23 protein-coding genes are annotated in these 19,340 nt (G+C 38.6%); 17 read left to right on the top strand and 6 right to left on the bottom strand.

Annotated elements, in window-relative coordinates:
• Nucleotides 1-68: 68 nt before the first annotated feature.
• The 14 genes from sucD (at nt 69) to hisIE (ending at nt 13,207) form a co-directional block, all read left to right on the top strand.
• Entirely contained in the window at nt 69-941 is an 873-nt protein-coding gene (gene sucD / locus D1013_RS11865) for a succinate--CoA ligase subunit alpha (RefSeq protein WP_121849036.1), read from the top strand.
• 115 nt (nt 942-1,056) lie between these two features.
• Nucleotides 1,057-1,803: a 3-oxoacyl-[acyl-carrier-protein] reductase gene (gene fabG, locus D1013_RS11870; RefSeq protein WP_121849037.1), complete on the top strand. Its 747-nt coding sequence runs from the start codon at nt 1,057-1,059 to the stop codon at nt 1,801-1,803.
• Between the two features lie 68 nt (nt 1,804-1,871).
• On the top strand, nt 1,872-3,896 hold the full coding sequence (locus D1013_RS11875; RefSeq protein WP_121849038.1) for a vWA domain-containing protein: 2,025 nt from the start codon (nt 1,872-1,874) through the stop codon (nt 3,894-3,896).
• Nucleotides 3,897-3,906: 10 nt separating this feature from the next.
• Nucleotides 3,907-4,722 carry a prohibitin family protein gene (locus tag D1013_RS11880; protein WP_121849039.1) on the top strand — a complete coding sequence of 272 codons (816 nt, stop codon included), beginning with the start codon at nt 3,907-3,909 and terminating at the stop codon, nt 4,720-4,722.
• A 197-nt stretch (nt 4,723-4,919) separates the two neighbouring features.
• Nucleotides 4,920-5,777 carry an ATP phosphoribosyltransferase gene (gene hisG / locus D1013_RS11885; RefSeq protein WP_121850707.1) on the top strand — a complete coding sequence of 286 codons (858 nt, stop codon included), beginning with the start codon at nt 4,920-4,922 and terminating at the stop codon, nt 5,775-5,777.
• Nucleotides 5,777-6,199 (top strand): GNAT family N-acetyltransferase, encoded by a 423-nt coding sequence (locus D1013_RS11890; protein WP_121849040.1) that lies wholly within the window; start codon nt 5,777-5,779, stop codon nt 6,197-6,199. The genes hisG and D1013_RS11890 overlap by 1 nt, the downstream gene beginning before the upstream one ends.
• Nucleotides 6,200-7,492: a histidinol dehydrogenase gene (gene hisD / locus D1013_RS11895; protein ID WP_121849041.1), complete on the top strand. Its 1,293-nt coding sequence runs from the start codon at nt 6,200-6,202 to the stop codon at nt 7,490-7,492.
• Between the two features lie 3 nt (nt 7,493-7,495).
• Entirely contained in the window at nt 7,496-8,542 is a 1,047-nt protein-coding gene (gene hisC, locus D1013_RS11900; RefSeq protein ID WP_121849042.1) for a histidinol-phosphate transaminase, read from the top strand.
• Entirely contained in the window at nt 8,539-9,675 is a 1,137-nt protein-coding gene (gene hisB / locus D1013_RS11905; RefSeq protein ID WP_121849043.1) for a bifunctional histidinol-phosphatase/imidazoleglycerol-phosphate dehydratase HisB, read from the top strand. The genes hisC and hisB overlap by 4 nt, the downstream gene beginning before the upstream one ends.
• A gap of 13 nt (nt 9,676-9,688) precedes the next feature.
• Complete coding sequence (gene hisH / locus D1013_RS11910) at nt 9,689-10,273, top strand: imidazole glycerol phosphate synthase subunit HisH (RefSeq protein WP_121849044.1); 585 nt, start codon at nt 9,689-9,691, stop codon at nt 10,271-10,273.
• Nucleotides 10,274-10,369: 96 nt separating this feature from the next.
• Nucleotides 10,370-11,104, top strand: a complete 735-nt coding sequence (gene hisA / locus D1013_RS11915; RefSeq protein WP_121850708.1) for a 1-(5-phosphoribosyl)-5-[(5-phosphoribosylamino)methylideneamino]imidazole-4-carboxamide isomerase — start codon at nt 10,370-10,372, stop codon at nt 11,102-11,104.
• 118 nt (nt 11,105-11,222) lie between these two features.
• A complete protein-coding gene (hisF, locus tag D1013_RS11920) occupies nt 11,223-11,978 on the top strand; it encodes an imidazole glycerol phosphate synthase subunit HisF (RefSeq protein ID WP_121849045.1) in 756 nt (251 codons plus the stop codon).
• Nucleotides 11,979-11,993: 15 nt separating this feature from the next.
• Nucleotides 11,994-12,593 (top strand): GNAT family N-acetyltransferase, encoded by a 600-nt coding sequence (locus tag D1013_RS11925; protein WP_121849046.1) that lies wholly within the window; start codon nt 11,994-11,996, stop codon nt 12,591-12,593.
• A gap of 14 nt (nt 12,594-12,607) precedes the next feature.
• Complete coding sequence (hisIE, locus tag D1013_RS11930; protein ID WP_121849047.1) at nt 12,608-13,207, top strand: bifunctional phosphoribosyl-AMP cyclohydrolase/phosphoribosyl-ATP diphosphatase HisIE; 600 nt, start codon at nt 12,608-12,610, stop codon at nt 13,205-13,207.
• A 2-nt stretch (nt 13,208-13,209) separates the two neighbouring features.
• On the opposite strand, the gene D1013_RS11935 is transcribed toward hisIE, so the two are convergent.
• From D1013_RS11935 to D1013_RS11945, 3 genes are read right to left on the bottom strand one after another with little or no spacing between them, the layout of a single operon-like run.
• Nucleotides 13,210-13,932, bottom strand: coding sequence for a head GIN domain-containing protein (locus tag D1013_RS11935; protein ID WP_121849048.1), 723 nt, complete (start codon nt 13,930-13,932; stop codon nt 13,210-13,212).
• 21 nt (nt 13,933-13,953) lie between these two features.
• Nucleotides 13,954-14,145, bottom strand: a complete 192-nt coding sequence (locus tag D1013_RS11940) for a hypothetical protein (RefSeq protein ID WP_121849049.1) — start codon at nt 14,143-14,145, stop codon at nt 13,954-13,956.
• Nucleotides 14,145-14,804, bottom strand: a complete 660-nt coding sequence (locus D1013_RS11945; RefSeq protein ID WP_121849050.1) for a hypothetical protein — start codon at nt 14,802-14,804, stop codon at nt 14,145-14,147. The genes D1013_RS11940 and D1013_RS11945 overlap by 1 nt, the downstream gene beginning before the upstream one ends.
• A 423-nt stretch (nt 14,805-15,227) precedes the next feature.
• Here D1013_RS11945 and D1013_RS11950 point away from each other — a divergent pair, with 423 nt between their 5' ends.
• The 3 genes from D1013_RS11950 (at nt 15,228) to D1013_RS11960 (ending at nt 16,974) form a co-directional block, all read left to right on the top strand.
• Entirely contained in the window at nt 15,228-15,734 is a 507-nt protein-coding gene (locus D1013_RS11950) for an ester cyclase (protein WP_121849051.1), read from the top strand.
• Between the two features lie 142 nt (nt 15,735-15,876).
• On the top strand, nt 15,877-16,470 hold the full coding sequence (locus D1013_RS11955; RefSeq protein ID WP_121849052.1) for a Crp/Fnr family transcriptional regulator: 594 nt from the start codon (nt 15,877-15,879) through the stop codon (nt 16,468-16,470).
• Nucleotides 16,471-16,521: 51 nt separating this feature from the next.
• Nucleotides 16,522-16,974, top strand: a complete 453-nt coding sequence (locus D1013_RS11960; protein WP_121849053.1) for a DoxX family protein — start codon at nt 16,522-16,524, stop codon at nt 16,972-16,974.
• 36 nt (nt 16,975-17,010) lie between these two features.
• On the opposite strand, the gene D1013_RS11965 is transcribed toward D1013_RS11960, so the two are convergent.
• From D1013_RS11965 to D1013_RS11975, 3 genes are read right to left on the bottom strand one after another with little or no spacing between them, the layout of a single operon-like run.
• A complete protein-coding gene (locus D1013_RS11965; protein ID WP_162987889.1) occupies nt 17,011-18,039 on the bottom strand; it encodes a hypothetical protein in 1,029 nt (342 codons plus the stop codon).
• Nucleotides 18,040-18,085: 46 nt separating this feature from the next.
• A complete protein-coding gene (locus D1013_RS11970; protein ID WP_162987890.1) occupies nt 18,086-18,631 on the bottom strand; it encodes a hypothetical protein in 546 nt (181 codons plus the stop codon).
• Complete coding sequence (locus D1013_RS11975) at nt 18,628-19,134, bottom strand: RNA polymerase sigma factor (protein WP_240467914.1); 507 nt, start codon at nt 19,132-19,134, stop codon at nt 18,628-18,630. The genes D1013_RS11970 and D1013_RS11975 overlap by 4 nt, the downstream gene beginning before the upstream one ends.
• Between the last annotated feature and the right edge of the window lie 206 nt (nt 19,135-19,340).

A 19,340-nucleotide genomic window follows, 5' to 3' on the forward strand; every position in this document is an offset into this window, starting at 1 on the left:
GAAGGCTATCCTATATTTTTGTTGGCGACCTTAAGAATTTGAAAAAATAATAACGAATACTATAAAGCATGAGCGTTTTAGTTAATAAAGATTCCAAGATAATAGTACAAGGTTTTACCGGTAGTGAAGGTACCTTTCACGCTGGTCAAATGATAGATTACGGTACCAATGTAGTTGGTGGTGTTACTCCGGGAAAAGGAGGGCAGGAGCACTTGGGCAAACCAGTTTTTAATACTGTGGCCGAAGCTGTTGAGAAAGTAGGTGCCGATACTACCATTATTTTTGTGCCACCGGCATTTGCTGCTGATGCTATTATGGAGGCTGCCAATGCGGGTATCAAAGTTATTATTACGATAACTGAGGGTATTCCTGTGGCTGACATGGTTAAGGCTTATGACTATATTCAAAATAAAGATTGTCGTTTGGTCGGTCCTAACTGCCCCGGTGTTATTACTCCGGGTGAGGCCAAGGTTGGTATCATGCCAGGTTTTGTATTTAAACAAGGTAATGTAGGTATCGTTTCCAAATCTGGTACCTTGACTTATGAGGCCGCGGATCAGGTGGTTCGTCAAGGGTTAGGTATTACAACAGCTATTGGTATCGGAGGTGATCCTATTATCGGTACAACCACAAAAGAAGCTTTGGAATTACTTATCAATGACCCTGATACCGAATGTGTAGTTATGATCGGTGAAATCGGTGGACAATTGGAAGCCGATGCTGCGAAATGGTATAAAGAAAGCCGTAGCAAAAAGCCAGTAGTTGGCTTTATTGCCGGCGAAACTGCACCTGCCGGTAGAACCATGGGTCATGCCGGAGCAATTGTAGGCGGTAGTGATGATACGGCACAAGCGAAAAAGAAAATTATGCGAGAGCACGGTATTCATGTAGTTGATTCTCCTGCCGAAATCGGAGTAAAAGTTAAAGAGGTTCTAGGTTAATACCTAAAAACATAAAGTTAGTCCCGTTTTCGATAGTTTCGGAAACGGGATTTTTTTATCGTTGTGAAGTAAACAAAACTTATATTTGAAAATAGACATAGAAAAAAGTTAACTAATGAAGTTATTAGAAGGTAAGGTTGCCATAGTTACAGGGGCAAGTCGCGGAATCGGTACCGGTATTGCCAAAGTTTTTGCCGAACAAGGAGCGAATGTAGCTTTTACGTATAGCTCTAGTGAAGCTCCGGCATTGGCTTTGGAAAAAGAGTTGAATGCATTGGGAGTTAAGGCAAAAGCCTATAAAAGCAATGCCGCTAGTTTTGAGGAAGCCGAAAAGTTGGTAACCGATGTACTCCAAGATTTTGGAGGGATCGACATTCTGGTAAACAATGCAGGAATTACAAAAGACAACCTTTTAATGCGCATGTCTGAGAATGATTTTGATAGTGTAATCGAAATTAATCTCAAATCGGTATTTAATATGACCAAGGCGGTTCAACGAACAATGTTGAAACAACGTAAGGGTTCAATCATAAATATGAGTAGTGTTGTTGGGGTTAAAGGAAACGCAGGTCAAACCAATTATGCGGCATCAAAGGCAGGTATGATAGGTTTTACCAAATCGGTAGCCTTAGAACTGGGCTCAAGAAACATTAGATGCAATGCCATAGCTCCCGGTTTCATTGAAACTGAAATGACCGAAAAGTTAGACGAGAAAACTGTTCAAGGTTGGCGTGACGGAATTCCTTTAAAAAGGGGAGGTTCTCCAGAAGACATCGCCAATGCTTGTTTGTTCTTCGCTTCAGACATGTCCGATTATGTTACAGGTCAGGTTCTGAACGTTGATGGCGGAATGCTTACTTAAGCTCGTTTATGAATGGAAAGGTTAGACGGAGATAGATTTTTAACTTCGCACCCAATATCCATAATTTTATGCAAATTCAAACCGTACTATTGATTATTCTAGCAGCTGTTGTTGCCTTATCGATAGTATTGTTTCAATATTATAAAGATGTAAAAAAAAGAGGGCGTACCGGGTGGTTGCTCTCTTTTTTACGTTTTTGCTCGTTCTTCGGGCTCTTGCTGCTCATTATTAATCCTAAAATGGTCAAGAATGAATACAGCACACGAAAGACTGATTTGGTGGTTTTGACTGACAATTCAAGCTCCGTACAAAAGTATCGGGCTCAACTAGAGAATCTATTAAGTCAAATAGAAAGCTTCAATGGCTTGAATGATCGTTTTTCCATACATCAATATGGTTTTGATAAATCATTAAATAATCTTGATAGTCTGACATATGAAGGAGATGGAACCGATATCAATAGAGCCATTAGTGAAATAGAGCAACTTCATTCCGATTCAAAGGTAGTAACCCTTCTTTTGACTGACGGCAACCAGACATCAGGTCAAGACTACGGCTTTTTTAAGGCAAGAAATAACTTTGCCATCAATACTATAGCCGTAGGCGATACTACTCATTACGATGATTTGGCCATTTCGCAGGTAAATGCCAATCGGTTTGCCTTTCTGAACAATAAATTTCCCATTGAAATATTTGCAGATTATACCGGTTCTTCAGAAGTCAACACTCAGCTCACGATACAAGTGAACGGTAGACAGGTTTTCAGACAATCTATTTCATTCAATAGAACGAAGCGTTCGGAAGCTATAAACACGTTGATAGATGCCCGTTCCGTGGGCCTTAAAAACATTAAAGTCTCATTGACTACTTTGCCCAATGAAAAGTTCGTCGAAAATAACACTAGGGAAGTAGGGGTCGAAGTAATCGATGAAAAAACTCAGATTGCGATAGTGTCCAACTGGGAGCACCCAGATATCGGCACCTTAAAAAAGGCTATAGAGAGTAACGAACAGCGAAGCGTAAGTATTTATAAAACTAGTGATGTAGGTAATTGGCAGGAAGCCGACCTTTTCATTCTGTACCAACCGGACGCATCATATAAGCCGGTCTACGACTTGTTACAAAAGAATCAATCAAGCGTTTTTACGGTAACTGGAAGTCAAACCGATTGGAACTTTTTAAATTCAATTCAGAATTCATTTTCAAAGGAGGGCTACGATCAAACGGAAGACATATCTCCTATTTTGAACCAAGGTTTTTCTCTTTTTGACTTGGGCGATTTTTCTGTTGAAGATTATCCGCCATTACGCAGTACGCTTGGTGAAATTCAAATAATTGCGAATTCCCAGAACGTATTAACCCAGAGCATTAAAGGGGTAGAATTAGATGAACCGCTATTAACTGTTTTTGAAAACAATCAACAGAGACAGGCCGTACTCTTTGGTGAAGATTTATGGAAATGGAGAATGGCATCCTTCAAGCGAAATCAAAGTTTTGAAGATTTTGACCAACTGATATCGAAGATTATTTTATATCTCGCTAGTAATGGTGCAAGAGAGAGGCTCACTTTAGATTATCCATCCGTTTTTGACGGAAGTAATGAAGCCAGAATCTACGCCAGTTATTTTGACAATGCATTCATCTTTAATAGAAATGCCAACATCGTATTAAAAGTCACTAACTCAGCGTCGAATACCTCTGTAGAAATACCTTTTCTTTTAAAAGACAGTAATTATGAGGCCGATTTGAGTAATCTTTCTCCTGGTCAGTACAAATTTTCCGTTTCGGTAGAGGGTGAAAACTTGAGCAAGTCCGGGCAATTTTCAATTCTTGAATTTGATATTGAAAAGCAATTTGCCGCTACCGATTACCAAAAACTTTCGCGTTTGGCAATGCAGAACAGTGGGAATTTATATTTTACCGATCAAGTTCCGAAACTTCTCGAAGAATTGGAAAGTAATCCCCAATACGTGCCGACCCAAACGAGCAACCAAAATATAGTATCTTTGATAGATTTTCGAATTCTATTGGCCCTAATTGCACTTACATTGGCCGCCGAATGGTTCATTCGGAAATATATCGGATTAATCTAAACACAAATCAATGGACAAATTACCCAAAATCGCATTACCCGTTATTTTCGCATTTATTGTATTGGTCATTCTTATTTCTAAATCTGCCGTTACCATCGGCTCGGGTGAGGCCGGTGTACTTTATAAAACATTCGGTGGCGGTGTTGTAACCGAAGAGCCCCCGTTAGGCGAAGGTTTTCATATTGTGGCACCTTGGAACAAGGTATTCGTTTATGAAGTTCGACAGCAAGAGGTCTATGAGACCATGAAAGTACTTTCAAGCAACGGATTGGATATTCAGTTAGAAGCGTCAACATGGTTTCAGCCGAAATATGACGAATTGGGAAAGTTACACAAAGAAAAAAGCGAGATGTACAAAGAGCGTATTTTGCTTCCTGCGATACGGTCGGCAGCTCGAAGTGTTGTGGGGCGCTACACACCAGAACAATTGTATTCAAGCAAGCGCGACGCTATTCAGGCCGAAATTTATGAGGAAACCAAAAAGATAGTTGATGGTCAATACATTCAACTGAATGAAATTCTGGTTCGTGACGTAACACTTCCCACAAGCATTAAAGAAGCAATAGAACGCAAATTAAAGCAAGAACAAGAATCACTGGAATATGAATTTAGATTGGTGACCGCCGAAAAGGAAGCTGAAAAGGTACGTATTGAGGCTCAGGGTAAAGCCGATGCCAACCGTATTTTAAGTGCTTCTCTAAACGATAAAATTTTGCAGGATAAAGGTATTGATGCCACGTTAGAACTATCTAAATCTCCCAATGCCAAAGTAGTGGTTGTGGGTAGTGGAGAATCAGGTCTACCTATCATTTTGGGAAATAACTAAAATAAATTTGTACGGTAAAAATTAAGTTTTAATTTTACGAACGTAATGAAAAACAGAAACACACATCATCATTTTTATACTTGCTCTCAAGCGAGGTAAAAATGTATTGTAGTGTTACAACATATTTATAGCCCGTTTGAGAAATCAAACGGGCTTTGTTTTTGAAACCCATGCTAATCACTGAATATAAAAAGAAAATGACTAAAATTAGAATTGCCATACAGAAATCAGGTCGGCTCAATGAAGACTCTTTATTGATTTTAAAAGACTGTGGTATTTCGATAGATAATGGTAAAGATCAGTTAAAGGCTTCCGCACGTAATTTTCCTTTAGAAGTATTTTACTTGAGAAATGGTGATATTCCACAATACTTGCGTGATGGGGTGGTTGATATAGCCATTATTGGAGAAAATGTACTGATCGAAAAAGGTGACGACATTTCCATTGTCGAAAAACTCGGTTTCTCAAAATGTAAGGTTAGTTTGGCCGTACCCAAATCGGTAAAATATAAATCGGTTTCTGATTTTGAAGGTAAGCGCATTGCGACTTCCTATCCGAATACGGTACAAATGTATTTAGATAAACATGGGGTAAAAGCTGATTTACACATTATTAATGGTTCGGTAGAAATTGCCCCGAATATTGGTTTGGCCGATGGTATTTGCGATATTGTTTCAAGTGGTAGTACGTTGTTCAAGAACGGCTTAAAAGAGGTTGAAGTGATGTTGAAGAGCGAAGCGGTTTTGGCCGTTTCACCTCAAATAACCGATGAACGAAAAGAAATATTGAGGCGCTTACAATTCAGAATTCAATCGGTTCTTCAGGCGCGTCAATCGAAGTATGTACTTTTGAACGCCCCGAACGAAAAGCTAGATTCGATTATTTCACTTTTGCCCGGTATGCGAAGCCCTACGGTACTTCCCTTGGCCGAAGAAGGGTGGAGTTCCGTTCATACGGTAATCAATCAAGAAAAGTTTTGGGAAGTGATAGATGAATTAAAGGCCGCTGGTGCAGAAGGTATTCTGGTCTGCCCTATAGAGAAAATGGTATTGTAATGTATGTAATCAAGGTCATACCAAATAACGAACTGCATAAAACGATTCCTCTCTTAAGGGAGTTGAACCCACATATTTCTGAGAATACGCTTAAAGAAAGGCAAAATGAAATGGTGGCGAACAACTACCGTTGTGTAGGAATGTTTCTTGATGATGAGTTAATCGGTATTTCCGGAGTATGGATTTTGATTAAGTACTATGTGGGCAAGCATGTAGAGTTAGACAATGTTTACTTGAAAAAGGAATATCAGGGCAAAGGCCTTGGGCAACAAATGGTAAGTTGGATTCTTGATTATGCCAAGAGTCTGGGTTGTGAGGCCTCTGAATTAAATTGTTACATTCATAATGACGGCGGTAATAAATTTTGGTCCAGTCAGGGCTATGAAGCCATTGGGTATCATTATCAGCGTAAATTGACATAAATGAATAAAATATATAATCCGGAGAAAGAAAATTGGCAAGAGGTGCTCAAAAGGCCTACACAAACTTTAGAGGCTATTGAGGACACCGTAGAAAATATCTTTGCAGAAGTCAGGGTAGGAGGCGATAGTGTTCTTAAGAAATATACCGAAAAGTTTGATAAAGCTATTCTTTCCGACTTCTTGGTTTCCAAAGCTGAGATAGAGGAAGCAGGTAGTTTAGTATCGCCAGATTTAAAAGATGCCATTCAATTGGCCAAAAAGAATATAGAAGCCTTTCACCAAGCACAAAAAACGGAAAGGGTATCCCTCGAAACGGCCGAAGGGGTATTGTGTTGGCAGGAAAAAAGACCTATACAAAAAGTTGGCCTCTATATTCCCGGAGGAACGGCTCCCCTTTTTTCAACGATATTAATGTTGGCCGTACCTGCAAATATTGCTGGTTGTAAAGAGATTATTCTTTGCTCGCCACCGAATCAAGAAGGTAAGATTCATCCGGCTATTCTGTATACGGCGCATCTATGCGGGGTAACCCAAATTTTTAAGGTCGGCGGAATTCAAGCCGTTGCTGCAATGACTTTCGGAACCGAAACTATACCGAATGTCTATAAAATATTTGGCCCTGGAAACCAGTATGTAACCGTAGCTAAACAATTGGCTACTAAATATGGCGTAGCCATAGATATGCCCGCCGGACCTAGTGAACTATTGGTTTTGGCCGATGATTCCGCAAATGCGGCTTTTGTCGCATCTGATTTGCTAAGCCAAGCGGAACATGGTGTAGATAGCCAGGTAATTCTCGTTTCTACTTCCCGAAAGCTCATCGAAAATGTTGAGGAAGAGGTAGAGAAGCAATTAGAAAAATTGCCTAGAAAAAAGATTGCTGAAAAGGCTATCGAAAATAGTCGCTTGATACTGGTTGAAAACGACCAAATCGCTGCAGATTTAATCAATGAATACGGGCCGGAACACTACATTGTCTGTGTTGAAAATGAAGATTTTTTTATAGATAATATTCATAATGCCGGATCGGTTTTTGTCGGCAATTACACCCCTGAAAGTGCAGGTGATTATGCATCGGGAACCAACCATACCTTGCCTACGAACGGTTATGCAAAACAATACAGCGGGGTTAATTTAGACAGTTTTATGAAGAGTATGACTTTTCAAAAAATTTCAGAGAAGGGAATTCTCAATATAGGAAGAGCAATTGAAGAAATGGCTGAGTCCGAAGGTCTTCAGGCACATAAAAATGCGGTAACCCTGCGATTGAAAAGTTTAAAAACTAAAGCTTAAATTATGGGTTTTAATCTCGAAAATATTACTAGGGAGAACGTGAAAGGCCTAAAGCCTTACTCATCGGCACGTGACGAATATGTGAGCGACGGATCGCGCATGGTATTTCTCGATGCCAACGAAAATCCGTTTGAAAATGGGGTCAATCGGTACCCTGATCCACAACAAAGAAATCTTAAGAGTATTCTGGCCGAACAAAAATCCCTGCAACCTGAAAATATATTGTTGGGTAACGGTAGTGACGAGGTTTTAGATCTTTTGTTCAGGGCCTTTTGTGAACCTGGTGTCGATAACATTATTACGCTTCCGCCAACTTACGGAATGTACAAGGTACTGTCTGATATCAATCATATTGAAAACAGGGAAGTACTTCTATTAGATGGTTTTCAGCCCAATGTTTCCGGTATTTTGGAACAGATTGATAAGAGAACAAAAATGATATTTATTTGTTCTCCCAATAATCCCACAGGAAATAGCTTCGATAGTAGTTCAATCGAGAATCTATTGACTTCTTTTGAAGGTTTGGTAGTTATTGACGAAGCTTATATCGATTTCTCCAATAAATTATCTTGGGTAACGCGATTGAATGAATTTCCTAATCTGGTGATCACTCAAACGCTTTCAAAAGCATACGGTATGGCCGGAATTCGGTTGGGGGTTTGTATTGCTTCCGTTGTAATTATAGCTGTTTTAAATAAAATTAAACCTCCTTACAATGTCAATGAGCTTACGCAATCTCACGCCCTTAAAAGGGTGACTGACCAAGCTCGAATACAATCCGAGGTTCGCGAAATACTAGAGCAAAAGAGATTATTGCTAAGCGTTTTGCCGCAAATTGGTTTTGTTGATAAGATTTACCCATCAGACGCCAATTTTGTACTGGTAAAGGTCGATGATGCTGCCAAAAGATACGAACAGCTATTAAAATTAGGGGTAGTTGTTCGAAATAGAAGTTCGCAGCCGCTTTGTGAAAACACCCTACGATTTACCATCGGTACCCGTGACGAGAACATAAAACTGGTTACCGCCCTTAAAAGCTTGATTGAATGAAGAAAAAAGTACTTTTTATTGACCGCGACGGTACAATAATTAAAGAAACAGTTGACGAGCAAATAGATGCTTTCGAAAAAATGATTTTTTACCCAAAGGCTTTTTCCTATTTGGGTAAAATTGCCAAAGAATTAGATTATGAATTGGTGATGATCACCAATCAAGATGGCCTCGGAACAGAAGTATTTCCTGAAGAGACCTTTTGGCCAGTTCATGAATTCATTATCAAATCTTTTGAAAACGAAGGAGTTGTTTTCGATAAGGTCTTTATAGATAGAACTTTTCCTCATGAAAATGCAAATACCCGTAAACCGGGCACCGGACTTTTGAACGAATATTTCACTGAGGATTATGACCTGGTAAATTCCTTTGTTATCGGCGACCGATTGACCGATGTTGAATTAGCCAAAAATTTAGGCGCCCAAGGTATATTTATAAATGACCAGACTCATTTAGGCACCAGTGAAATTACCGTGAAAAGGGAAGAATTGAATGATTTTATCGCTCTCGAAAGCAACGATTGGCAGACCATCTATGAATTCTTAAAACTGAAAGACCGCACAGGCTCCATTCGTAGAAAGACCAATGAAACCGATATCGAAATTGATTTAAATCTAGACGGAACAGGCAAAAGTGATATTAAGACCGGTTTGGCTTTTTTTGACCATATGCTAGACCAATTGGCCCGACATGGCCAAATGGACCTAACCATAAAGGTTGACGGTGATTTAGAAGTAGATGAACACCATACAATTGAAGATACTGGTATTGCTTTAGGTGAAGTCTTTGCTCAGGCACTAGGAAATAAATTAGGTATCGAACGCTATGGGTTCTGTCTGCCTATGGACGATTGTCTGGCTCAGGTTGCTATTGATTTTGGAGGAAGAAATTGGCTCGTATGGGAAGCTGACTTCAACCGTGAAAAAGTAGGTGATATGCCAACAGAAATGTTTCATCATTTCTTCAAATCTTTTACCGACGGGGCGAAGGCCAATTTAAACATAAAGGCCGAGGGCACTAATGAACATCATAAAATCGAGGCCATATTCAAGGCTTTTGCCAAGTCGATTAAAATGGCCGTTAAACGCGATACTGAAAAAATGGTATTGCCCAGCACCAAAGGTGTTTTATAAAATATAACATAAAGTGAAAATTGTAATTATCAATTACGGGGCGGGCAACATACAAAGCATCAAGTTTGCCATTGAAAGATTGGGATATTCAGCCATTTTAAGTGATGACCCGAACGAAATCAAAGAGGCTGATAGAGTTATTTTTCCTGGGGTGGGAGAAGCCAGTAGTGCCATGAAGAAGTTGCGAGAGACAAGGCTTCAAGATTTAATTCCTAATTTATCTCAGCCCGTATTGGGCATCTGCTTAGGCATGCAGCTGATGTGCAATAGATCGGAGGAAGGAAATACTTCCGGACTCGGAATTTTCGATGTTGATGTCGTTCGCTTTTCTAAAAATGTAAAAGTGCCCCAAATCGGTTGGAACCAAATTCAAGGTCTGAAAAGCGAACTATTCAGAGGTGTAACCGAAAAAGAACATATCTATCTGGTTCACAGTTACTATGCCCCAATTTGTAATGAGACGATTGCCACCTCTGAATACGGTGTAGACTATAGCGCCGCGCTTCAGAAAGATAACTTTTATGGGGTTCAATTTCACCCAGAAAAAAGTAGTGAAGTAGGGGCAAAAATCTTGCAGAATTTTTTAGACCTTAAGTAAACTATTTGAGCATTGCTTCATTTGAATTGGTTCAAATGCATGCTACGAAATCCATGTAGGATAATCAAAGAAAGTATACAAAGAACAAAACAAACGATGAGAATAATCCCCGCCATAGATATTATAGAAGGTAAGTGCGTACGCTTATCAAAAGGCGATTACGACACCAAGAAAATTTATAATGAAAACCCCTTAGAGGTCGCGAAGGCTTATGAAGCTCATGGTATCGATTACCTTCACTTGGTTGATTTAGACGGGGCAAAATCGAAACATATCGTAAACCATCAAATTTTAGAAGAGATTGCTTCTAAAACAAGTTTAAAAATTGATTTTGGTGGAGGACTTAAATCTGACGATGACCTGCGCATAGCTTTTGAAAGCGGAGCCAATCAGATAACTGGTGGAAGTATCGCTGTTAAAGATAGAGATACGTTCACTAATTGGTTGAAGCATTTCGGGGCACAAAAAATCATTCTGGGCGCCGATGCCATGAACGAGAAAATAGCTGTTTCTGGTTGGCAAGAAGAGTCTACTGAAGAATTAATTCCTTTTATAAAAGAGTATCAAAATGAAGGTGTTTCATATGTCATTTGTACAGATATTTCGAAAGATGGCATGTTGCAAGGGCCTTCATTTGAGCTTTATCAACGAATATTGAATGAATGTGAAGACATTAAACTCATTGCTTCGGGCGGTATTTCAACCTACGATGAGCTTCCTCGATTGGCAGAAATGGGATGTGAAGGAACTATTATAGGTAAAGCCGTCTATGAAAACAAAATCTCGTTGAAGCAGCTAGAAAAATTCATTTTAGAGTTTGCTAAGAATTAACGAAACAAAAAAATGAAATGTGCACGGGCAAAATTTCAAATTTGTTTTTAATTTGGGAGCTTTTGAAACCAAAATAGAAATTAAGCTCACTTAAAACACAAAGTTTCAAAATCAGATTATGCTGGCGAAAAGAATAATACCTTGTTTAGATATCAAAGATGGCAGAACGGTCAAAGGTGTAAATTTTGTTGATTTACGAGATGCCGGCGACCCTGTCGAATTGGCTGAAATATATAGCAAAGAAGGGGCTGATGAATTGGTATTTCTAGATATATCGGCCACCGAACAAAAGCGTAAGACATTAGCCGACTTGGTTTACCACGTTGCTGAAAAAATAAACATTCCCTTTACGGTCGGTGGTGGTATTTCTTCTGTTGAAGATGTTGATATTCTTCTACAAAATGGTGCCGATAAAGTTTCAATTAATTCATCGGCTGTTAAGAACCCTCAATTGATTAATGACCTGGTCGCCAAGTTTGGGTCACAATGTATTGTTGTGGCCATTGATGCCAAGCAAGTAGATGGAGAATGGATTGTACATTTGGTCGGAGGAAAGGTTCCTACCGACCGAAAACTATTTGAATGGGCCAAAGAAGTAGAAGAGAGAGGTGCCGGTGAAATTCTTTTCACTTCAATGGATCGTGACGGTACCAAAGATGGTTTTGCCGATGAGGCACTTGCTAAATTATCGACGGAATTGAATATACCCATTATCGCCTCTGGCGGAGCTGGTAAAGTAGAGCATTTTGCCGATACATTCTTGAAAGGAAAAGCAGATGCCGCATTGGCTGCCAGTGTTTTCCATTTTAAGGAAATCGCGATAGGGGATTTAAAAAGTAAATTACGGGAAAGCAATATTCCTGTAAGGATTTAGAAAAGCATATAACAATTGATAAAGGCAACAAAAGCGCATAGAGATTTAGTGGTAGACATCTTGGTAGATGCATTCGAACCTATTCATGATGACAGTTCCATCAATTTTGTGGTCAAACAAGACGAAAAGCGCAAAGAACGAATGCGTGTTTTAATGGAGTATTTATTTGACAAGTCTTTAAGAACTGGGGTTGTCTGTATATCTGACAACAAAGCCAGTTGTTTACTTTTAACCTACTCCAACCGTGATAAATTTACATTCGGCAAGCTTTTTTCGACCCTTAGATTAGCTTTCAAGTGTATAGGCATTGAAAGGGTTACTAAGGTGTTAGAACGTCAAAAGATCATACAACGCAATTACCCTAAAACACCTTATATAAGACCGATGATTTTCGCGGTGAAACAAGAATTCAAAGGTGGCGTAACCGCGCCTAGACTTATTCTTCAGGTTTATGAAGCTTTTAGGGAAACCAAGTTGCCAATAATAGTTGATGCCGCTAACGAGAACAATGTAAAATTGTATCAAAAATTTGGTTTAAAAATCTTCAATACCGAAGAAGGTTTGGGCTTTCCAATTTATTTGATGAAAATGGAAGGAGTACCACAAAACATATAATTAGAAGTTAGATAATGAAGATAGATTTTTCGAAAAATGCTGATGGATTAGTGCCTGCCATAGTTCAAGATGCCATAACCAAAAACGTTTTGATGTTAGGCTATATGAACGAAGAGGCCTATAATGAAACCATAAAAACCAAAAAAGTAACTTTCTATAGTCGTAGCAAACAAAGGTTATGGACGAAAGGTGAGGAGAGCGGTAATTTTCTGAACCTTGTCGATATAAAGGTTGACTGCGATAATGATACGCTTTTGGTTTCGGTAAAGCCTCAAGGCCCGACTTGCCACACAGGAAGCGATACGTGTTGGAATGAAGATAATTCGTCCAACTTTGGTTTTTTCTCCGAGTTAGAAAAAATTATTGAAGTAAGAAGAACTTCAGCCAGTGCTGAAAAATCATATGTAGCATCATTATTCAAAAAAGGAATCAACAAAATCGCCCAAAAAGTAGGTGAAGAAGCCGTTGAAACCGTTATAGAGGCAAAAGATGAGAATGATGATCTGTTCTTATATGAGAGTGCCGATTTGTTGTTCCATTACTTGATTCTTTTACAGGCCAAAGGTTTCAGCCTAAAAGATATAGAGACAGAGTTACAAAACCGGCACAAATAAGATTAGTTTCTATTTTTTATCTGTGAAGAACCACGTAATTCTTTATGATGAACTTCGGCATCGCCCTTGTAATTCAGAATGCTGGCTCCTGAAGCTTCGATATCAATAGTTTCTGTGGCCGACAGAAAAGCTTCACTAGCACCTGATAGCTCAATATTCAATTTGCGCGTCACCAAGTCGTAGTCCCTTATGTCGCTGGCTCCTGAAAGATCGGCGTACATTGATTGGGAGGCACCGTAAATTTCGGCCTTTGAAGCCCCTGACATGTCGACTTCTAGATGATTGATAGCCACCTCACCACGAAATTCGGATGATCCTGCTAATTCAATTTCCCCACGGTCTGTTTCCCATAAATTTTCAAGAATAACGGTAGAAGCTCCTCTTAAATCAAAATCCTCGATATTTTTTGTTTTAATGTAAGCTTTCAGCGTAGCTCTACCCTTAATAGAAGTAAACTTTTTCAACTTGATAATAAGGTCATCACCCTCTCTGGCAACGATAATTCGGTCATGTAAGTTATCGTTAGCCTCGATAATAATACTTTCTTCTGAATCGGTAAAGGTTACAAAAACATCAAAAGCATTGGACACTTTTAGTCCGTTATAGCCTGAAAGGCTCAGGTTACGACTGGTAACTTCATCTTGAGCGCGAACATGCTCATAATCACATGATGATAATAGAATTAATAGCAAAAATGGAATGAATAAACTAGATGAATTTTTCATTTTTTGATTGATTTATAGAGATTATTGTATTTCTAATCTTTCTTGAAGTTGCAATACCGGAATCCATTGAAAATTGATTGGTGACCAGTCTGTATCGGTCATAGAGTTGGGTTCAGTATTATTTTTAACATATACCTGATTGTTGTGTGCATACACATATTTCGTTTCAATGATATCGTGGCAATATGCACATCTAACCTTTGTTGTTTTCATTATAAATTCTTTTTATATCTATTTCGTCCCATATTAAAAACACCGACTTTAACACCAACCGATGCCGTAAACCCATCGATACGGTCAATCGGGCTTGGTACCAACTCGATTTCGCTGCTAAAACGATAGGTAACGCCAGCTTCAATCTGCAAATACCTGCTTAAATTAAACAGGGCACTCACTCCAGGCTCGATAATGAATACGGCATCGAAATCGTCTTCGGTGAGTTCTGGATCAAAGTCTTCATCAAAATCGTCTTCAATATAGCCGACGGCGCCACCTCCAATAAGTACTGGAAAAGAGAGGCTGACCAATTTTTTACTGAAGAAAATAGGTTCTAAATGAAGGCCGCCATAAAAGGCAAATAAATCTTGATTTCTGTTAGACCCAATGAAATATAGGTCTTGTCTCGAATACAGCATATTGGCTGCAAAACCCACTTCAAACTGTTGATTGGCCACATAGGCCACTTTAAGACCCGTCATGTATGTAGGCTCATCATCTATTTCACCTGCGCCCAAGGTCAAGCCCAAATAAACACCGTGTACAACATTGTTACGGTCGTTGAATTCAATGTAACCGTCGTCGGAATCTTGCCCCCAAATGGTCGTACAAAAAGATAATAGGGAAAGTAATAAAGTAATTTTAGGTATTTTCATAACTGTTCGTTCATTGATTGTTGTTTTAATAGACAACAAGACTTTTAAAAAGTTGCACCAGGAATGAATTTTTTTTTGGTTTTGGTAATTAAGTAGATGTCACAATCCTTTTTGACTGAAGTTTTTATGATGTATGTGACTTGATTCCGGATGAAGTAGATTATAATATTAAGGGTGTGCGTAATTTCTTCTATTAAATTTTGATGTTTTTTACATACACTAAAAACATTTCCTAATTCTTAGTAATTTTAACTTTAATAGAGAGATAAGAGTTATAAAAACCACTTATAATCAAAGAATTATACTACCTTAGATAACGTTTGGTATAATAGCCAAACAAAAAAATGACCGGCTCAAGACTTCCTTCCCCCGAATGATGCCCTAGGTCGTAAGCAACCAACTCGCTCAAACCCATTCGGAACTATGAAATGTAAGCTATCATCGTATGGACTTATTACTCTATTTCTTTTTTCCTGTCAAAACCAATCAAAATCAAACTTCTCGTTCAATTCAGAAAGTCCATCTGAAAATATGGAGGAAACAGTCAACGCCTATTGGGGCTGTTGGAACACCAATAAATCTGAGAGTTTAAAATGCATATTAGCAGATGATTTCAAAAGGTTTGCCAATGGTAAGTTAGAAGCTTCTAATCAAGAAGAGCTGATAGCCTTGGTAGACAATTGGCATACTACCATACCCGACTTTAAAACAGATTTGCAGAATTTGGTCATACACGATAACCAAGCTTTCTACAGGTGGGTAAGTACAGGAACCTTCATTGGTCGAACCGGGGTAGGGCGCAGCACTTCAATTTATGGGTTTGCAATTTTGACTTTTGATGACGAGGGAAAAATTAGTAAACATGAATCGTATTATGACTCTATGAGCCTCTTTCGCTCTCAAGGGAACGGAAAAACACCATCTCCCTAATTACCTATTGCATATTGTAACTGCTTAAACGAGTTTTTGAACTGATTGACCCAAAAGTATCTTGGTTTGTGTAGATATTGACCATTTTTGAAATTCGTACTTCGACCCCAACGTACCTCTTAGCCACTTTAAAAACTGATACATGAAGAATGTAAGTGGCCATGCAATCAATAAAATTAAAGCCCATTTTGAATCGATGGTAGATATGCCAAAAAACGATTGGCTATTCTTTATTTCAAAATTGGAAGAAAGATTTTATTCGAAGAAATCAATCATTCTGAGAAAGGGAGAAATAGAAAACATGTTTTGCTATTTGGAAAAGGGCTCTATTCGCTATTTTATACCCAGATCTGAAGACATTGAAGTCACTTTTGGCTTTCGCCATGAAGACGAGTTTTCTAGTGCCTACGATTCTTTCGTTTCAAGAAAGCCAAGCCACTACAGTCTAGAGGCTATGGAAGATTCTGTTCTTTGGTGTATTGAGTATGATGACCTTCAAGAAATCTATGCCCGAACCAGCGTAGGCAATATCATCGGTAGGGTGTTCGCGGAATATAATCTAGTAGAAAAATGGAATCGTGAACTTTCATTTATCAACCAAACAGCAGAAGAGCGCTATCTCGATATTTTTGCCAATAGACCGGAATTGATTAAAAAAGTACCTTTGAAATATCTGGCTTCTTACATAGGTGTCACTCCTCAAGCCTTAAGTAGAATTCGAAAAAGAATTTCTTAACCCAGATTCATTGATTTAACTATTTGGGTTTACGATTTTTGGTCACCGTTTATGAAGCCACTTATTGTTTTACTTTCTGTATTTATTGTTGTGTTGCTCATTCTAAAAATGGCCACGGGCAACGATGATTTTAAAAAGGCCGCACGAATTGCCATGTCGGTCATGTTGCTTTTTACGGCTATGGGGCATTTTATGTTTCCTGAGGGTATGGCAATGATGATTCCGCCACCCATACCTCTAAAGACAGAACTCGTATATTTTACGGCCGTTATTGAAATGCTTCTGGCCGTGAGTCTTATGATTCCTACCTACATTACTACAACGGGCTGGATTTTAATAGGGTTTTTTATAATTCTCTTTCCGGCTAATATTTATGCCGCGCAACAAAACTTAAACTATCAAACAGGCGATTTTGACGGGCCGGGCCTTGCATACCTTTGGTTCAGGGTTCCACTACAGTTGATATTCATCGCCTGGACCTACTTTAGTGCTGTAAAAAAGTGAACCGGTCATCTCAGAAGTCTTCAACCAAAAGAGTTCTTATAATTCTTTCAAAAGAACGATACCTTTACTGCCCTTAATGTTTATTTCTCCCTTACCATTATTTCCGTAGGAGGCATTTATCTCACGTAGTTTTTTACCCTTGTCAAGCATGGTCGATTTCACGCCTTCGAATGTTTTAGGAAGCCGAACCAGTCCTTCCTCTAAAACAGCATTAAAATTATGGGCAAAACCGCTAATGTTAATGCTTACCTCAGAGGATTCCTGTTCTATATTCATTTGCCCGTCGGGCTTTATGATATGGTCAACCTTTAGGTCGGCTACCCTTAAATTTAAATCGGCGTAAGATACCAGTCGGTTTAAATGTAGGTTGGTAAATCGTAATGTGCCATACATACTGCCTACTTCTGTTAGATTGATTTCATCTTTGTTTGAATGAATTTCTAATGCAGAAGTATTTTGAACCTCAATTTCGCTACCGTCACTTACGATATGTAGACTCTTGGCATCTTGCATATCGAAAGCCCCATTTTTAACTTCTATTGTACCGTAGTTTAAATTGCGAGCTTTGACTTCACCGTATTCAATCGAAATAGTCGCCTTGTTCAAATTATCATTGAGCCACATGTCACCATGTTCTATTTGTGATTTTAGCTCACCTTGCCAACCTTCAATAAAAACATCGCCAAATTTATTGGTTATATCAAGTTCAGCCTTGACAGGTAAGTATATTTTGTAGTCAACCTTGATAGTGCTTTTATCGGTATCGAACGGATTCGCCTTTTCGAAGAGCTGAGTAAAAAATCCTGAAGACTCTTCCTCAATTTCATAAGTAACCGAAACATAGTTTTCGGTATGTCTTAGAATAGGCTTAATACGTCTAAGCACTTCTTGGGCATCTTCTTTCTTTTTATGCTGTACAGAGATATTCATCGTAATAGAGAGTTCCTCTTTGTTCCAGCCATAAATATTGATGTTGCCATACTTATTTTCAATATTGAACTCACCGATATCGGTGAATGGGTAAGTCTTCGCCAACTTTTTACTAACTACCTCCTGAGCGTTCATAGCTAGTGTCATTGTGGCTAGTGCTAGTAACGAAAATACCAACCTTTTAGAGAGTATAGCCATAATCTTCTTCTTTAATTTTTGATTCATTCAGTTGGCGCAATAAATTCTCTATCAATTCAATACGCTTTTTATAGTTTGCAATAATTGCTTCCAGCAAAAGTTCGTTGTCAAGATTATTTCTCATTTCTATTTTGAGCTCATCATATTCCCTATCCAAATCATCCATAAATGAGAGAAACTCCGTTTTTTCAGCTTCACTTAGTTGTTTGTTTTCTTTGATTAAGTTTACCTGATAGGCTACCAAACCTTGATAGTGTGTGTCGATGTCATTAAGTTCTTGCGATACGAAGGTGTTAGAACCGGTTTGATTATTTCCGTAGAAGGTTATTCCAATGATTCCCGATAAACCTATAAGCAACAATACAGCGGCCGCCACTTGTATAATAGACCTTCTCCATAACGGAATCACCTTTTTCTGTTCATTTGATAATTTCTGCTCTATTTCGGCCCACATCTTACTTCTGTCAGCCCTATGTTCATCGAATTGTTCGAGATTCTCTCGTATGTGTTTTTCGAAATTGTCCATCATAGTTCTTTTATAATTTCGATTAGTTTCTTTTTGGCCCTATGGTATTGAGATTTTGAGGTAGATACGGTAATTCCTAAAACTTCTCCAATCTCCATATGATCATAGCCCTCAATTAAATAGAGGTTTAAAATTTGTCTATACCCTACTGGTAGTCGGTCGATACCCTGCTTAACCTTTCTAATGTCGACCGCTTCTTCCTTACAATCTGTCTCCTCATCAGTGATATGAAATTCATGTTCTTGCATAGGAGTCAAAGGCACTCGTTTAATTTTTAGGAAGTTGATACATTTATTGATGACAATCCTTTTTAACCAAGACCCAAAAGTACTCTCGTACTTGAACTGATCAAGATTCTTAAAAGCGTCAACAAAACTGTCTTGTACCACATCTTCGGCATCTTCTTTAATTCGAAGGAAACGCATACCTATATTATACATAGCATCGACGTAAAGCTCATACAATTCGTATTGTGAGCTTCGGTCACCTAGCTTGCTTTTTTCCACTAATGCCTTATGTGTAAATCGAATTTCGGTTTCCAATTATTAAAGGATGGCGATTGTTATGTCGTATCAGTTCAATATCAAAGACAAGATAAAATATTCAAGGTTGCATCATCCCACAAATTTTTTAATTGACAGGGTGCTGATTTATAAATACGGTCAGTGTCTTCTTTGTTTTTGAATATTTTCTTTTGAAATGCAACCAATTG

The organism is Euzebyella marina, from assembly GCF_003687485.1.
Classification (GTDB): Bacteria; Bacteroidota; Bacteroidia; order Flavobacteriales; family Flavobacteriaceae; genus Euzebyella; species Euzebyella marina.

Coding starts and splice junctions, on each gene's coding strand:
- sucD (WP_121849036.1), top strand. CDS start 69: ATGAGCGTTTTAGTTAATAAAGATTCCAAGATAATAGTACAAGGTTTT.
- fabG (WP_121849037.1), top strand. CDS start 1,057: ATGAAGTTATTAGAAGGTAAGGTTGCCATAGTTACAGGGGCAAGTCGC.
- D1013_RS11875 (WP_121849038.1), top strand. CDS start 1,872: ATGCAAATTCAAACCGTACTATTGATTATTCTAGCAGCTGTTGTTGCC.
- D1013_RS11880 (WP_121849039.1), top strand. CDS start 3,907: ATGGACAAATTACCCAAAATCGCATTACCCGTTATTTTCGCATTTATT.
- hisG (WP_121850707.1), top strand. CDS start 4,920: ATGACTAAAATTAGAATTGCCATACAGAAATCAGGTCGGCTCAATGAA.
- D1013_RS11890 (WP_121849040.1), top strand. CDS start 5,777: ATGTATGTAATCAAGGTCATACCAAATAACGAACTGCATAAAACGATT.
- hisD (WP_121849041.1), top strand. CDS start 6,200: ATGAATAAAATATATAATCCGGAGAAAGAAAATTGGCAAGAGGTGCTC.
- hisC (WP_121849042.1), top strand. CDS start 7,496: ATGGGTTTTAATCTCGAAAATATTACTAGGGAGAACGTGAAAGGCCTA.
- hisB (WP_121849043.1), top strand. CDS start 8,539: ATGAAGAAAAAAGTACTTTTTATTGACCGCGACGGTACAATAATTAAA.
- hisA (WP_121850708.1), top strand. CDS start 10,370: ATGAGAATAATCCCCGCCATAGATATTATAGAAGGTAAGTGCGTACGC.
- hisF (WP_121849045.1), top strand. CDS start 11,223: ATGCTGGCGAAAAGAATAATACCTTGTTTAGATATCAAAGATGGCAGA.
- hisIE (WP_121849047.1), top strand. CDS start 12,608: ATGAAGATAGATTTTTCGAAAAATGCTGATGGATTAGTGCCTGCCATA.
- D1013_RS11935 (WP_121849048.1), bottom strand. CDS start 13,932: ATGAAAAATTCATCTAGTTTATTCATTCCATTTTTGCTATTAATTCTA.
- D1013_RS11940 (WP_121849049.1), bottom strand. CDS start 14,145: ATGAAAACAACAAAGGTTAGATGTGCATATTGCCACGATATCATTGAA.
- D1013_RS11945 (WP_121849050.1), bottom strand. CDS start 14,804: ATGAAAATACCTAAAATTACTTTATTACTTTCCCTATTATCTTTTTGT.
- D1013_RS11950 (WP_121849051.1), top strand. CDS start 15,228: ATGAAATGTAAGCTATCATCGTATGGACTTATTACTCTATTTCTTTTT.
- D1013_RS11955 (WP_121849052.1), top strand. CDS start 15,877: ATGAAGAATGTAAGTGGCCATGCAATCAATAAAATTAAAGCCCATTTT.
- D1013_RS11960 (WP_121849053.1), top strand. CDS start 16,522: ATGAAGCCACTTATTGTTTTACTTTCTGTATTTATTGTTGTGTTGCTC.
- D1013_RS11965 (WP_162987889.1), bottom strand. CDS start 18,039: ATGAACGCTCAGGAGGTAGTTAGTAAAAAGTTGGCGAAGACTTACCCA.
- D1013_RS11970 (WP_162987890.1), bottom strand. CDS start 18,631: ATGATGGACAATTTCGAAAAACACATACGAGAGAATCTCGAACAATTC.